14 protein-coding genes are annotated in these 14002 nt (G+C 60.7%); 1 reads left to right on the top strand and 13 read right to left on the bottom strand.

The genetic code is table 11. The annotated features are described in order from the left end of the window. Positions 1-79 precede the first annotated feature (79 nt). From ACW9IN_RS13885 to ACW9IN_RS13855, 7 genes are all read right to left on the bottom strand, one after another. Positions 80-925 (bottom strand): peptidoglycan DD-metalloendopeptidase family protein, encoded by an 846-nt coding sequence (locus ACW9IN_RS13885; RefSeq protein ID WP_457366411.1) that lies wholly within the window; start codon positions 923-925, stop codon positions 80-82. 207 nt (positions 926-1132) lie between these two features. Beyond that, on the bottom strand, positions 1133-1768 hold the full coding sequence (locus tag ACW9IN_RS13880) for a protein-L-isoaspartate(D-aspartate) O-methyltransferase (RefSeq protein WP_010176736.1): 636 nt from the start codon (positions 1766-1768) through the stop codon (positions 1133-1135). Positions 1769-1809: 41 nt separating this feature from the next. Beyond that, positions 1810-2559 carry a 5'/3'-nucleotidase SurE gene (gene surE / locus ACW9IN_RS13875; protein ID WP_457366410.1) on the bottom strand — a complete coding sequence of 250 codons (750 nt, stop codon included), beginning with the start codon at positions 2557-2559 and terminating at the stop codon, positions 1810-1812. After that, entirely contained in the window at positions 2547-3605 is a 1059-nt protein-coding gene (gene truD / locus ACW9IN_RS13870; protein ID WP_457366409.1) for a tRNA pseudouridine(13) synthase TruD, read from the bottom strand. The genes surE and truD overlap by 13 nt, the downstream gene beginning before the upstream one ends. Continuing rightward, a complete protein-coding gene (ispF, locus tag ACW9IN_RS13865) occupies positions 3602-4075 on the bottom strand; it encodes a 2-C-methyl-D-erythritol 2,4-cyclodiphosphate synthase (protein ID WP_012722614.1) in 474 nt (157 codons plus the stop codon). Before ispF ends, truD begins: the two co-directional genes overlap by 4 nt. Positions 4076-4129: 54 nt before the next feature. Then, entirely contained in the window at positions 4130-4975 is an 846-nt protein-coding gene (gene fghA / locus ACW9IN_RS13860) for an S-formylglutathione hydrolase (protein WP_457366408.1), read from the bottom strand. Between the two features lie 8 nt (positions 4976-4983). Further along, complete coding sequence (locus tag ACW9IN_RS13855; RefSeq protein ID WP_457366407.1) at positions 4984-6096, bottom strand: S-(hydroxymethyl)glutathione dehydrogenase/class III alcohol dehydrogenase; 1113 nt, start codon at positions 6094-6096, stop codon at positions 4984-4986. Between the two features lie 108 nt (positions 6097-6204). On the opposite strand from ACW9IN_RS13855, the gene ACW9IN_RS13850 reads away from it, so the two are divergent. Further along, a complete protein-coding gene (locus ACW9IN_RS13850) occupies positions 6205-7101 on the top strand; it encodes a LysR substrate-binding domain-containing protein (protein ID WP_457366406.1) in 897 nt (298 codons plus the stop codon). A gap of 129 nt (positions 7102-7230) precedes the next feature. Here ACW9IN_RS13850 and ispD read toward each other — a convergent pair whose 3' ends face one another. The 6 genes from ispD to tilS form a co-directional block, all read right to left on the bottom strand. After that, the gene (ispD, locus tag ACW9IN_RS13845; RefSeq protein WP_457366405.1) at positions 7231-7938 is read right to left on the bottom strand and encodes a 2-C-methyl-D-erythritol 4-phosphate cytidylyltransferase; all 708 of its coding nucleotides are present in this window, start codon (positions 7936-7938) and stop codon (positions 7231-7233) included. Further along, on the bottom strand, positions 7935-8213 hold the full coding sequence (gene ftsB / locus ACW9IN_RS13840) for a cell division protein FtsB (protein WP_017137157.1): 279 nt from the start codon (positions 8211-8213) through the stop codon (positions 7935-7937). Before ftsB ends, ispD begins: the two co-directional genes overlap by 4 nt. A 171-nt stretch (positions 8214-8384) precedes the next feature. Continuing rightward, positions 8385-9674, bottom strand: coding sequence for a phosphopyruvate hydratase (eno, locus tag ACW9IN_RS13835; protein ID WP_457366404.1), 1290 nt, complete (start codon positions 9672-9674; stop codon positions 8385-8387). 157 nt (positions 9675-9831) lie between these two features. Next, complete coding sequence (gene kdsA / locus ACW9IN_RS13830; RefSeq protein ID WP_457366403.1) at positions 9832-10677, bottom strand: 3-deoxy-8-phosphooctulonate synthase; 846 nt, start codon at positions 10675-10677, stop codon at positions 9832-9834. Between the two features lie 5 nt (positions 10678-10682). Beyond that, positions 10683-12314: a CTP synthase gene (locus ACW9IN_RS13825; protein ID WP_457366402.1), complete on the bottom strand. Its 1632-nt coding sequence runs from the start codon at positions 12312-12314 to the stop codon at positions 10683-10685. Positions 12315-12587: 273 nt separating this feature from the next. After that, the gene (tilS, locus tag ACW9IN_RS13820; protein WP_457366401.1) at positions 12588-13895 is read right to left on the bottom strand and encodes a tRNA lysidine(34) synthetase TilS; all 1308 of its coding nucleotides are present in this window, start codon (positions 13893-13895) and stop codon (positions 12588-12590) included. Positions 13896-14002: the final 107 nt, after the last annotated feature.

Raw genomic sequence — 14002 nt, 5'->3', positions numbered from 1 at the left:
CTCAAGCTCAAGCGACGCCTTTATCCTTGGCAACGCTGGAGCCTGTTCCTTCTACGTGATGGAACAGGCTGGCAATCTATCAACGACGGGGCAGGAATTGCAGCGGATCTACAGGCTTCCCTTGACGGCGAATCTCAAAGTGCAGTTTCACCCGGTCTGTACCCGTTGACCCCATTTCGGCAATTGTCTGTCCGACTTTGACCTGCTGCCCCTCCCGAACCAACAGCCTACGGTTGTGGCCGTAAGCACTGACGTAGGTATCGCTGTGTTTGATGATGACCAGCTCGCCGTAGCCCCGCAAACCACTCCCGGCGTACACCACTGTCCCATCAGACGCAGCTAAAACAGGCTGTCCCAAATCTCCGGCGATATCAATGCCTTTATTCAAACTACCGTTTGAAGAGAATTTTCCAATCAGAACACCGTTCGAAGGCCACCCCCAGCCGGTCGGCGCAGGCCCCGGAGGCGGCAGCGGCGCGGGTGCCGGCTTGCTCGCAACGCTAGGCGCGGCGGTGCCTGCAGGTCGAGTGATGATGGTGGTTTTGCTCGACGAGGACGGCGAAGATCCAGTGTTTGTCACAACTGTCGTAGGGGTTGAACCGGTGCGCCCATCGAAGCGAATCGTCTGACCGATCTGTATCGTGTAAGGCACAGGAATATTGTTACGAGCTGCGAGTGCCTTGTAATCCCAACCATAACGGAAGGCGATCGAGAACAAGGTATCGCCCTTGCGCACCACATATTGCCCGGTGGTGACGGTGGGTTTCTGCGGTACGGCACTGGCCGGACTATTGCGGTCGACGACCCGTGCGCCGCTGGATGGCGAGCTGGAGCACGCTGCCAATAAGGAACTCAAGACAAGGCCAAGCACCAGTCGCTGAAAGCTAGTTTTACTCATACGCTGCGCAAGACCTGTGAGACTCACCCGCCGCTCCCTTTGTGGTGGCTGAACATGAACGCCTGTATCAGGCCTGAAATATGACGCAAGTATAACTGGGCATTGGAGTTTTACCGGCACATGACTGAAACGATTCGTGCATCGCGTTCAACACCGCCGTCCGTCATGTTGACTTTACGGACCCCGCCGTAAGACACATCCCCGCCGGCGGAATTCACTGCCGGCAAAAAATGATCAGGCCAGCGGCCCGTTGAGCAGCGGCACGAAACGCACGGCCCCCAGGACATGCCGTGAAAAACCTTCTTCCTCACGAATAATGAGCATCAATTGTTGCACTTCGCCGGAGCCCACCGGGATCACCAGACGCCCTCCCGGAGCCAGTTGGTCCAGCAACGCTTGCGGCACATCGGTGGCCACGGCAGTCACGATGATGCCGTTGTAAGGCGCCAACGCCGGCCAACCCTCCCAGCCATCGCCCCAACGGAACACCACGTTGCGCAGGTTCAGCTCCACCAGGCGTTCCTTGGCGCGGTCCTGCAGGACCTTGATGCGCTCCACCGAGAAGACCCGCTCCACCAGCTGCGACAGCACGGCGGTCTGGTAGCCGGAACCGGTACCGATCTCCAGCACCTTGTCCAGCGGACCCGCCGCCAGCAGCAGCTCGCTCATGCGCGCAACCATATAAGGCTGGGAAATGGTCTGGTTATGGCCGATGGGCAATGCGGTGTCTTCGTAGGCACGGTGCGCCAGGGCTTCATCGACAAACAAGTGCCGTGGCGTACGCCGGATCACTTCCAGCACCTGGGCGTTGGACAAACCCTCTTCGTACAAACGCTGGATCAAACGCTCGCGGGTGCGCTGGGAGGTCATCCCGATGCCACGCCGCAACAGGTCGTCTTGTTCACGAGCCATCAGCGCAGCCCCTCCAGCCAGCCATCGAGGCCACTGAAGGCATCACTGAAAGTACGATCGAGCTGCAACGGGGTAATCGACACATAACCTTGCATCACCGCGTGAAAGTCGGTGCCCGGCCCGCCATCTTCGGCGTCGCCCGCTGCGGCGATCCAGTAGCCTTCCTTGCCGCGCGGATCGACCACCTTCAACGGCGCCGCCGCACGGGCGCGATGGCCCAGGCGCGTCAGCTGGATGCCACGAATGTGGTCGAGGGGCAAATTGGGAATATTGACGTTCAGTACCGTACGTGGCGGCAGGCTCAGCGACCCATGGGCCTCCACCAGCTTACGCGCGAAGTACGCCGCGGTGGGCAGGTTGTCCAGCTGGCGCGAAGCGAGCGAGAACGCGAACGAAGTACGCCCGAGGAATCGCCCTTCGAGGGCCGCCGCCACGGTGCCGGAATACAGCACGTCGTCGCCCAGGTTGGCGCCGAGGTTGATGCCCGACACCACTAGGTCCGGTTCCTGCTCCAACAGGCTGTTGATCGCCAGGTGTACGCAGTCGGTGGGGGTGCCGTTAACGCTGATATAGCCGTTGGCCAGAACCTGCGGGTGCAACGGACGGTCGAGCGTCAGCGAACTGCTGGCGCCGCTCTTGTCCTGGTCCGGGGCAACCACCACGCACTCGGCGTAATCCGCCAGCGCAGCATGGAGCGCGGCAAGGCCGGGTGCAGTGGCACCGTCATCGTTTGATATCAGAATACGCATGGGTTGTCCGTCTGCCCCACCGGGACCAGATCAACAAGTTCGCGCACCAAGGCGGTGGCGAAGCATCCGGCCGGCAGGACGAATTCCAATTGCAGAATGTCCAGCGACGGATAATGCCACGTCAACCCGCCAATGGGCAGTCGCAGAATGCGACGTTCCTGGCTCATGCCGGCTTTCACCAGCCAATCGCGCAGGTCGGCTTCACTGGCGGCAACCGCCTGCTCCAGTTCGAACGCTGCGCCGCCGGCCGGCGAGTCGCCCTCGCCCCACTGCGGTCCGGTGGGGTGCAGGTCGAGAATCGCCAGGCGCGGGTCGCTGCATTCAGCCTCCCCCGCCGGAAAGAAACTGCGACTATCGGTAAAGGCCAGCAGGTCGCCGACCTGGGCGCGCTGCCAGGAACCATCGGCCACCCGTGCCGCCAGCACTCTGTTGAACAGGAAACTGCGCGCGGCAGACAGCAGCCGCGAACGCACATTACGCTGCTCCGGCAAGGCCTTGCGTGCCGCCCAGTCGCGAGCGTCGACCACATTGCCGCCGTTATGGCCAAAGCGCTGCGCACCGAAATAATTGGGGATGCCGTGCTGTGCAATCAGGTGCAATCGTGCGTCGAGGGCGGCGCTGTCACCGGTCAACTGCGTCAGACGCAAGGTGAAGCCGTTGGCCGAATGCGCACCGCGTTGCAGCTTGCGCTTGTGACGCACGATTTTTAGGATCTTGAGCGTGTCGTTTTCTGCACTGCTCATGTCCGGGTCAGCCTTGCCCGGCAATTGCACGCTGAACCATTGGCGAGTCAACGCCTGGCGATCCTTGAGCCCGGCATAGCTGACCGTGCGCAACGGCACGCCCGCCGCCTTGGCGATACGTCGCGCAGCCTCTTCGGTATTGAGCCCGCGCTTCTCCACCCACAACCAGAGGTGCTCACCGTCGCCGGTCAGCGGGATGTCCAGCACTTCGTCGACCTGGAAATCTTCAGCGGTCGCCTTCAGCACCGCGCTGCCCAATGCCTCGCCATAGGCCCTCGGGCCCAACAATTCCAGGTCGTTCATGCGCGCAGCAACAAGGCGACGGAATGCACCGCGATGCCTTCTTCACGACCGGTAAACCCGAGCTTTTCGGTGGTGGTGGCCTTCACGTTGACCTGGTCCAGTTCAATTTGCAGATCGGCGGCAATCAGCGCGCGCATCGATTCGATATGGGGCGCCATTTTGGGTGCCTGGGCCACGATGGTGTTGTCGACATTACCGACTTTCCAGCCCTTGGCATGGATCAGGCCAACCACGTGGCGCAGCAACACCCGACTGTCCGCGCCCTTGAAGGTCGGGTCGGTATCGGGAAAGTGCTTGCCGATATCGCCCAGCGCCGCTGCGCCGAGCAAGGCATCGCTCAAGGCGTGCAGCACGACATCGCCGTCGGAATGAGCCAGCAATCCATGGTGATGTGCAATGCGCACGCCACCCAGGGTGATGAAATCGCCTTCGGCGAAACGGTGCACATCGTAGCCGTGGCCAATACGCATAAAAAAACGCCCCGATTTAATTCAGGGCGTGATTCTACCTACTTTTGCCTCACATTAACCGAGCAAAGCACGTGCGTGATGACGCAAATGATCGTCGATGAAGCTGGCGATAAAGAAGTAGCTGTGGTCGTAACCCGGTTGCAGGCGCAGTTCCAACGGATGACTGGCCGCTTTTGCCGCCTGGCTCAAGGCCTCGGGCTTGAGCTGCACCGCGAGGAAATCGTCGCGATCGCCCTGGTCCACCAACAGCGGCAGTTTTTCCGAAGCCTCGCTGATCAACACGCAGGCGTCCCATTCGCGCCACTTCGAACGCTCTTCACCCAGGTAGCGGGAGAAGGCTTTCTGGCCCCAGGGGCAATCCATCGGGTTGTTGATCGGCGAAAACGCTGACACCGACTGGTAACGTCCAGGATTGCGCAACGCACACACCAGGGCGCCGTGACCGCCCATGGAGTGGCCGCTGATACCGCGTTTATCCGATGCCGGGAAATGTGCTTCAACCAGTGCAGGCAATTCCTGCACCACGTAGTCATGCATCCGATAGTGCTTGGCCCAGGGCTCCTGGGTGGCATTCAGATAAAAGCCGGCGCCCAGACCGAAATCCCAGGCGTTGTCCGGGTCGCCCGGTACGCCCGGCCCACGAGGACTGGTATCCGGCGCCACGATGATCAACCCCAGCTCGGCAGCCAGGCGTTGGGCGCCGGCCTTCTGCATGAAGTTCTCGTCGGTGCAGGTCAGGCCGGACAGCCAGTACAGCACCGGCAACTTGCCGCCCTGCTCCGCTTGCGGCGGCAGGTAGACGGCGAAGGTCATGTCGCAACCGAGTACATCGGAATGATGTTTGTAGCGTTTATGCCAGCCGCCGAAGCTCTTCTGGCACGACAGGTTTTCCAGACTCATGGCCGACCTCAGAAGTGGATGACGGTACGAATGCTCTTGCCTTCATGCATCAGGTCAAACGCCTTGTTGATGTCTTCCAGGCCCATGGTGTGGGTGATGAAGGTGTCCAGCGGGATCTCGCCGGTCTGGGCCATTTCCACGTAGCTTGGCAATTCGCTGCGGCCGCGCACACCACCGAAGGCCGAACCACGCCAGACGCGCCCGGTGACCAGCTGGAAAGGACGCGTGGCGATTTCCTGGCCAGCACCGGCCACACCGATGATCACCGATTCACCCCAGCCTTTGTGGCAGCACTCGAGGGCCGCACGCATCAGTTGCACGTTGCCGATGCACTCGAAGGAAAAGTCCACGCCGCCGTCGGTAAGGTCGACGATCACGTCCTGAATCGGGCGGTCGTGGTCTTTCGGGTTGATGCAATCGGTAGCGCCCAGTTGCTTGGCGATTTCGAACTTGGCCGGGTTGATGTCGATGGCAATGATGCGACTGGCCTTGGCCTTCACTGCACCAATTACCGCCGACAAACCGATACCGCCCAGGCCGAAGATGGCTACGGTATCACCTGGCTTGACCTTGGCGGTGTTGATCACCGCACCGATGCCGGTGGTGACGCCGCAACCCAGCAGGCAGACTTTTTCCAGTGGTGCTTCCTTGGGAATCCTGGCCACGGAAATTTCCGGCAGCACGGTGTACTCGGAAAAGGTCGAGGTGCCCATGTAGTGGAAAATCGGCTGGCCTTTGTAGGAGAAACGCGTGGTGCCATCCGGCATCAGGCCCTTGCCCTGGGTGGAGCGAATGGCCTGGCACAGGTTGGTCTTGCCCGACAGGCAGAATTTGCACTTGCCGCATTCCGGGGTGTACAGCGGGATCACGTGGTCGCCCACGGCCACCGACGTCACGCCCTCGCCGATCGCTTCAACCACCGCGCCGCCTTCATGGCCCAGAATCGAGGGGAAGATACCCTCCGGGTCCGCGCCCGACAGAGTGTAGGCATCGGTATGACATACGCCGGATGCAACCACTCGCAGCAACACTTCGCCTGCCTTGGGCAGGGCAACATCCACTTCAACGATCTCAAGGGGCTTCTTGGCTTCGAAGGCTACGGCAGCGCGAGACTTGATCATCCGGGTTTCTCCATGGGTTGAAAATTGAGGCCACGAGTGTAAAACATGGCTGCTTGATGAATAATCCGGGCAAAAGCAAAACTTTATTGCTGTACAGGGATAATCATCATGTTGGAAAACCGCTGGGAAGGCATCGATGAGTTTGTTGCCGTCGCCGAGTGCAGCCAGTTCACGGCGGCGGCTGAACGGTTGGGGGTATCGTCTTCCCATATCAGCCGGCAGGTCGCGCGTCTCGAGGAGCGCTTGCAGACGCGATTGCTGTACCGCAGCACGCGCAAGGTGACGCTCACTGAAGCCGGTCAGACGTTTCTGCAACATTGCCAACGCTTGCAGGACGGACGCGAAGAAGCCCTGCGCGCTGTCGGCGACCTCACCAGCGAGCCCAAGGGCATGTTGCGCATGACCTGCGCTGTGGCCTACGGCGAGCGTTTTATCGTGCCGCTGGTGACGCGGTTCATGGGGCTCTACCCGCAATTGCGGGTGGATATCGAGCTGACCAACCGCCAACTGGACCTGGTGCACGAAGGCCTCGACCTGGCGATTCGCCTGGGTCGGTTGCAAGACTCGCGCATGGTCGCCAGCCGTTTGGCCCCACGTCGCATGTATCTGTGCGCGTCGCCTTCCTACCTGGAACGGTATGGTCGCCCCCATAGTTTGTCGGAATTGAGCCGGCACAACTGCCTGATCGGCAGTTCGGATATCTGGCAACTGGCCCAGGACGGGCGGGAATTTTCCCAGCGGGTGCAGGGCAACTGGCGTTGCAACAGCGGGCAAGCGGTGCTGGATGCGGCGCTTCAAGGGGTGGGGTTGTGCCAGTTGCCGGACTATTACGTGCTGGAACATCTGCACAGTGGTGCGCTGGTGTCGTTGCTGGAGGCGCATCAGCCGCCGAATACGGCGGTGTGGGCGCTGTATCCGCAGCAGCGGCACTTGTCGCCGAAGGTCAGGAAGCTGGTGGACTTTTTGAAGGTGGGGTTGGCAGAAAGGCCGGAGTACAGCCGGTAACTGTCGATTGCTGTGCAGGCCTCATCGCGGGCAAGCCCGGCTCCCACATTTGACTGCGTTTGTCCTGTAGAAACGCAATCAAATGTGGGAGCTGGCTTGCCTGCGATGAAGTTGCCCGGGTGCAGCTGACTATCCGCGGTTAGCCCACCGCAACCGCAGCCACTCCAGATCTTCCGGCCGGGTCACTTTGATATTGTCCGAGCGCCCTTCGATCAGGCGCGGCGCCTGGCCTGACCATTCCATGGCCGAGGCTTCATCGGTGATCACCGCATCGGCCACCAGGCTGTCGGCCAACGCACGGTGCAACGCACCCAGGCGGAACATCTGCGGCGTGTAGGCTTGCCAGATCAGGCTGCGGTCAACGGTTTCCACCACCCGACCGTGCTTGTCGACACGCTTGAGGGTGTCGCGGGCTGGCACCGCCAGCAAGCCGCCGACCGGATCGTCTGCCAGCTCCATGAGCAATTTATCGAGGTCATCGCGACTCAGGTTCGGTCGCGCCGCATCGTGCACCAGCACCCAGTCATCATCGCTGGCGCCCAGGGCATTCAGATGCAACAGGGCATTGAGCACCGAACCCGAGCGCTCCGAACCACCGTCCGCACGCTGGATACGCGGGTCCGCAGCACAGGCCAGGGTTGGCCAATAGGGATCATCGCAAGCGAGGCTGACCACCAGGCCCTTGAGCGAAGGATGGTCGAGAAAACAGCCGAGGCTGTGTTCGAGAATAGTGCGTCCGCCCAGTTGCAGGTACTGCTTGGGACGGTCCGCGGCCATACGGGCACCGACGCCCGCGGCAGGAATCACGGCCCAGAAGGCCGGTAAAGGGTGACTCATTGGGCCAACTGGTAGAGGGTTTCGCCCTCCTTGACCATACCCAGTTCATGACGAGCCCGTTCTTCAACGGTCTCCGTACCTTTTTTCAGCTCAAGCACTTCGGCATCGAGGACCCGGTTGCGCTCCAGCAGACGTTCGTTCTCGGCGTGCTGGTCGGCAATTTGCTGAGTCAGCTCTTTCACTTGCGCAAAGCTGCCATTACCCACCCATAGGCGGTACTGCAGGCCAGCCAGCAACAAGAGCAAGACGAGGAACAACCAATTGGGACTGCGCATCGAATATCGGGTATCCAGTGAAAAAAGACAGCCATGCCACACTTTTGAAGCAACTGATAGCACGAAGCCTGGAAGAACCAGGCTTGTGCTTGATAGCCATCAGATTAGCGTCGAAATCCACACTGTCGTGATTTTTCCGACGCAATCCGCTGCCTTTTTACCATTTACAAATCAGCCGCGAAACTCGCCGCGACCGTTGTACTTGGCTTTGCCAGCCAGTTGCTCTTCGATACGCAGCAATTGGTTGTACTTGGACACGCGGTCGGAACGGCACAGGGAACCGGTCTTGATCTGGCCTGCCGAAGTGCCCACGGCCAGGTCGGCGATGGTCGAGTCTTCGGTTTCGCCGGAGCGGTGCGAGATCACGGCAGTGTAGCCCGCAGCCTTGGCCATCTGGATGGCTTCCAGGGTTTCGGTCAGGGTACCGATCTGGTTGAACTTGATCAGGATCGAGTTGGCGATCTTCTTGTCGATGCCTTCTTTCAGGATCTTGGTGTTGGTCACGAACAGGTCGTCGCCCACCAGCTGGATCTTCTCGCCGATCTTGTCGGTGAGGATCTTCCAGCCATCCCAGTCGGACTCATCCAGGCCGTCTTCGATGGAGATGATCGGGTAGCGCTGGGTCAGGCCCTTCAGGTATTCAGCGAAACCTTCGGAGTTGAACACCTGGCCTTCGCCGGACAGGTTGTATTTACCGTCCTCGTAGAATTCGCTGGCGGCGCAGTCCAGAGCCAGCGTCACGTCGGTGCCCAGCTTGTAGCCAGCGTTGGCCACCGCTTCGGAGATCACTTTCAACGCATCTTCGTTGGACGCCAGGTTCGGCGCGAAACCACCTTCGTCCCCCACGGCGGTGCTCAGGCCACGGGCCTTCAGTACAGCCTTGAGGTGATGGAAAATCTCGGTGCCCATGCGCAGGCCGTCGGAGAAGGTCTTGGCGCCAACCGGCTGCACCATGAACTCCTGGATATCGACGTTGTTATCGGCGTGCTCGCCACCGTTGATGATGTTCATCATCGGCACCGGCATCGAGTAGACACCCGGGGTACCGTTCAGGTTGGCGATGTGGGCGTACAGCGGCAGGTCCTGGTCCTGTGCAGCGGCCTTGGCGGCGGCCAGGGACACGGCGAGGATAGCGTTGGCGCCGAGGCTGCCCTTGTTGTCGGTACCGTCGAGTTTGATCATCGCCAGGTCGAGGGCTTTCTGGTCAACCGGGTCCTTGCCTACCAGCAGGTCGCGGATCGGACCGTTGATGTTGGCTACGGCCTTGAGAACACCTTTGCCCAGGTAACGGCTCTTGTCGCCATCACGCAGTTCCAGCGCTTCGCGGGAACCTGTGGAAGCACCGGACGGCGCGCAGGCGCTGCCGATGATGCCGTTATCGAGAAGCACATCGGCTTCGACGGTGGGGTTGCCACGGGAGTCGAGAACTTCACGACCTTTGATGTCGACGATTTTTGCCATTGTTGTAAACACTCCAAAGTTGACGAAAACGACGCAGCTGAGGGAAATCTTTTGAGCGACCGCAAGGGTGTAACAACGGGGCAGGCTTGCAGGCGACAAGGCTCAGGCCCGCAGGCCTGAGCGTAAAGCGTGGGAAAGTCTACCGGAGAAATGGCGCTTACGCGGTCTCTACCGTCGGAAAACTCTTAACCAGTTCGTCCAACTGCTTGAGCTGGGCCAGGAACGGCTCCAGCTTGTCCAGGCGCAGGGCGCATGGACCGTCGCATTTGGCATTGTCCGGATCCGGGTGAGCTTCCAAGAACAGGCCGGCCAGGGACTGGCTGATGCCCGCCTTGGCCAGATCGGTCACCTGGGCGCGACGCCCGCCGGCGGAGTCCGAGCGGCCACCCGGCATTTGCAGCGAGTGGGTCACGTCGAAGAACACCGGGTATTCGAACTGCTTCATGATGCCGAAACCGAGCATGTCCACCACGAGGTTGTTGTAGCCGAAGCTCGAACCGCGCTCGCAGAGGATCAACTGGTCGTTACCCGCTTCCACGCATTTATTCAGGATATGTTTCATTTCCTGGGGCGCGAGGAACTGGGCTTTCTTGATATTGATCACCGCACCGGTCTTGGCCATGGCGACCACGAGGTCGGTCTGGCGCGACAGGAAGGCCGGCAGCTGGATGATGTCGCACACCTCGGCCACCACGGCGGCCTGCTCGGGCTCGTGGACGTCGGTGATGATCGGCACGCCGAAGGCTTGCTTGATGTCCTGGAAGATCCGCATGCCTTCTTCAAGGCCCGGGCCGCGATAGGAGGTTACGGACGAGCGGTTGGCCTTGTCGAAACTGGCCTTGAACACGTACGGAATGCCCAGCTTCTGGGTCACGCGCACGTACTCTTCACAGACCTGCATCGCCATGTCACGGCTTTCCAGCACGTTCATGCCGCCGAACAGCACCATGGGCTTGTCGTTGGCAATCTCGATGTCGCCTACGCGAATGATCTTCTGGGCCATCAGGGTTACGCCTTCTTCTGATGTTGCGTCAGTGCAGCTTTCACGAAGCCGCTGAACAACGGGTGACCGTCACGCGGAGTCGAGGTGAACTCAGGGTGGAACTGGCACGCCACGAACCATGGATGATCCGGTGCTTCAACCACTTCAACCAGTGCGCCATCACCGGAACGACCGGAAATTTTCAGGCCGGCGTCCTTGATTTGCGGCAGCAGGTTGTTGTTCACCTCGTAGCGGTGACGGTGACGCTCGACGATCACGTCCTTGCCGTAGCAACCGTGAACCAGCGAGCCCGGCTCCAGCAGGCAGTCCTGTGCGCCCAGGCGCATGGTGCCGCCCAGATCGGAGGTTTCGGTACGGGTTTCGACGGCGCCGGTGGCGTCTTGCCATTCGGTGATCAGGCCCACGACCGGGTGACCGCTGGACTGATCGAACTCGGTGGAGTTGGCGTCTTTCCAGCCCACCACGTTACGGGCGAACTCGATGACGGCCACTTGCATGCCCAGGCAGATCCCCAGGTAAGGCACCTTGTTCTCACGTGCATATTGAACAGCGGTGATCTTGCCTTCCACGCCACGCAGGCCGAAACCGCCTGGCACGAGGATCGCATCCACGTCTTCGAGCAGCGCGGTACCCTGGTTCTCGATGTCTTCGGAATCGATGTAGCGCAGGTTGACCTTGGTGCGGTTGCTGATGCCCGCGTGGCTCATCGCTTCGATCAGCGACTTGTACGCGTCCAGCAGTTCCATGTACTTGCCGACCATGGCGATGGTGACTTCGTGCTCCGGGTTGAGCTTGGCGTCGACCACGGCGTCCCACTCGGACAGGTCCGCACCGCCGCATTGCAGGCCGAAACGCTCGACCACAAAATCGTCCAGGCCTTGCGAGTGCAGGATGCCCGGGATCTTGTAGATGGTGTCGGCGTCTTCCAGCGCGATCACCGCACGTTCTTCAACGTTGGTGAATTGCGCGATCTTGCGGCGCGACGATACGTCGATCGGGTGATCGGAACGGCATACCAGCACGTCCGGCTGCAGACCGATGGAACGCAACTCCTTGACCGAGTGCTGGGTTGGCTTGGTTTTGGTTTCGCCGGCGGTGGCGATGTATGGCACCAGGGTCAGGTGCATCAGCATCGCGCGCTTGGCGCCGACTTCGAAGCGCAACTGACGGATGGCTTCGAGGAACGGTTGGGATTCGATGTCACCCACGGTACCGCCGATTTCGACCATCGCCACGTCGGCATCGCCGGCACCCTTGATGATGCGGCGCTTTATTTCGTCGGTGATATGCGGGATCACCTGGATGGTGGCACCCAGGTAGTCACCACGGCGCTCTTTGCGCAGCACGTGTTCGTACACGCGGCCGGTGGTGAAGTTGTTGTTCTGGGTCATGGTCGTGCGGATGAACCGCTCGTAGTGGCCCAGGTCCAGGTCGGTCTCGGCGCCGTCGTGGGTGACGAACACTTCACCGTGCTGGAACGGGCTCATGGTGCCCGGGTCGACGTTGATGTACGGGTCCAGCTTGAGCATGGTGACTTTAAGCCCCCGCGCCTCCAGGATGGCCGCCAATGAAGCGGAGGCAATGCCTTTCCCCAATGAAGAAACAACACCGCCCGTGACGAATATGTAGCGCGTCATGAAAAACCCTAGAAGTCTGCGTTAAAGCGGTCCGAGCCGCCGGGGAAAGCGAAGAGAGGCCGAAGCCCCCGATCACCTGCATTAATCACAGTGCACCTTTCAAAAAAACCGCCGCGTTGTGACAGACCAGCAATGGAACACCGGTACGTTGATCGCTACACATTTTTTGGAATCGCCCAGCAAAGACTGCTTGGTAATCGGCAACTGCTGCGATTCAGGCGAATCCACAGAAGTTGTATCAAGAAGGGAGCGTAGTCTACCGGAAAGGCTTTATCAGCTCAAACCTTGATCGCAGGTCTGTGGCGTCCAATGCAATTCCCAGTCGCCCGCCCGCGTATTCCACAACCCCGCCAGGCTGGGCACCGCCAGCAGCCGCTCACCCTGATACAACAGCGGCAATCTGCCACGGACGAAGCCCGGAAGCCCGCTTTCGTTAAGCAGACGCTTCAGGTCACGCCGTCCCCGACCCGGCACTTCCATGATTTCACCACCCTGGCGATAACGGATCGATAGCGGACCTTCGGGTGCATTGCCGACAAAGCTCAATTGGCCGTTGCCCGGCAACGCGAGAGGCGTTTGCGGATCGGGCCAGCTTGCCGGCGCATCGGAAAATTCCGACCAACCGGAAGGCGTCCACCAGAGGCGCGCACCGCAACGATGCAGCTCGCCATCGGCCAGGCGCCATAACGGTTGCGCGTCGCCCTTCGCGTCACGCAGGGAAAGCCAGCCGGCCCAGTGGTCGCTGTCGGGCAGACGCGTCAACGGGGCCAACCAATGACGAAGGGCATTACGCTGGCGGGCGTCGGATAATTCACGCAAGGGCGCGATCGCCAATGAGGGCAAGTCCAGCCAGGGAAAAGGCGAAGGCCGAGTAGCGGCTTGCAAGTCCATGCCGGCCAGTTCGTCGAGCAGGTCCTGGGCTTCACTCAGGTGCTCGGCGGTGCGCGCCAGATTCAAGACAGCCTGGGGCCAACGCGCCGTCACGACGGGGAGCACGCGGTGGCGCAGGTAATTGCGGGAAAACCGTGGATCCGCGTTGGAGGGGTCTTCGATCCACGTGAGCCGATGCTCCCTGGCGTAAGCTTCCAGCTCGGCACGCGAGACATCCAGCAACGGTCGCACCAGGTGGCCATCGGCCAATGGGCGATGGACAGGCATCGCGACCAACCCTCTCACCCCTGCCCCGCGTAACAGGCGGAACAACAGGGTTTCGGCCTGATCATCACGGTGCTGGCCCGTGAGCATGACGTCGCCTGCCCCGATCACCTCGGAAAACACCTTGTAACGTGCATCGCGGGCTGCGCGCTCGAGGCTGGCGCCAGGTTGCACTTGCACGCGCATGACGCGCAACGGCACACCCAGAGCGTCACAAATCGATTGGCAATGAACTGGCCAGGCGTCGGCGACAGTTTGCAGACCGTGGTGGACATGGACGGCGCGCAGAGGAGGATGCTCAGTGTTGGCGAGAAGGTGCAGCAGGACAGTGGAGTCGAGCCCACCGGAAAACGCGATGTGCCAGGCTGGGGCGTTGCGCCAGGGGGCCAGGGTTTGCAGAAGTCTGGCGGGCAAAGTTGACTTCATCACAGGTCACCGCTGCAAATCTGGAATACATCAGTCCAGCATACACAAAGCAAATGTGGGAGCTGGCTTGCCTGCGATAGCATCGTCTCGGTTTCGCAGTTGCGCCG

It is taken from the genome of Pseudomonas sp. SDO5271_S396 (assembly GCF_054071795.1).
This window is presented reverse-complemented; position numbering and strand designations above follow the sequence as displayed.

Coding starts and splice junctions, on each gene's coding strand:
- ftsB (WP_017137157.1), bottom strand. CDS start 8,213: ATGCGCAGTCCCAATTGGTTGTTCCTCGTCTTGCTCTTGTTGCTGGCT.
- eno (WP_457366404.1), bottom strand. CDS start 9,674: ATGGCAAAAATCGTCGACATCAAAGGTCGTGAAGTTCTCGACTCCCGT.
- ACW9IN_RS13880 (WP_010176736.1), bottom strand. CDS start 1,768: ATGACCTCCCAGCGCACCCGCGAGCGTTTGATCCAGCGTTTGTACGAA.
- ispD (WP_457366405.1), bottom strand. CDS start 7,938: ATGAGTCACCCTTTACCGGCCTTCTGGGCCGTGATTCCTGCCGCGGGC.
- ispF (WP_012722614.1), bottom strand. CDS start 4,075: ATGCGTATTGGCCACGGCTACGATGTGCACCGTTTCGCCGAAGGCGAT.
- ACW9IN_RS13850 (WP_457366406.1), top strand. CDS start 6,205: ATGTTGGAAAACCGCTGGGAAGGCATCGATGAGTTTGTTGCCGTCGCC.
- tilS (WP_457366401.1), bottom strand. CDS start 13,895: ATGAAGTCAACTTTGCCCGCCAGACTTCTGCAAACCCTGGCCCCCTGG.
- fghA (WP_457366408.1), bottom strand. CDS start 4,975: ATGAGTCTGGAAAACCTGTCGTGCCAGAAGAGCTTCGGCGGCTGGCAT.
- ACW9IN_RS13855 (WP_457366407.1), bottom strand. CDS start 6,096: ATGATCAAGTCTCGCGCTGCCGTAGCCTTCGAAGCCAAGAAGCCCCTT.
- surE (WP_457366410.1), bottom strand. CDS start 2,559: ATGCGTATTCTGATATCAAACGATGACGGTGCCACTGCACCCGGCCTT.
- ACW9IN_RS13825 (WP_457366402.1), bottom strand. CDS start 12,314: ATGACGCGCTACATATTCGTCACGGGCGGTGTTGTTTCTTCATTGGGG.
- truD (WP_457366409.1), bottom strand. CDS start 3,605: ATGAACGACCTGGAATTGTTGGGCCCGAGGGCCTATGGCGAGGCATTG.
- kdsA (WP_457366403.1), bottom strand. CDS start 10,677: ATGGCCCAGAAGATCATTCGCGTAGGCGACATCGAGATTGCCAACGAC.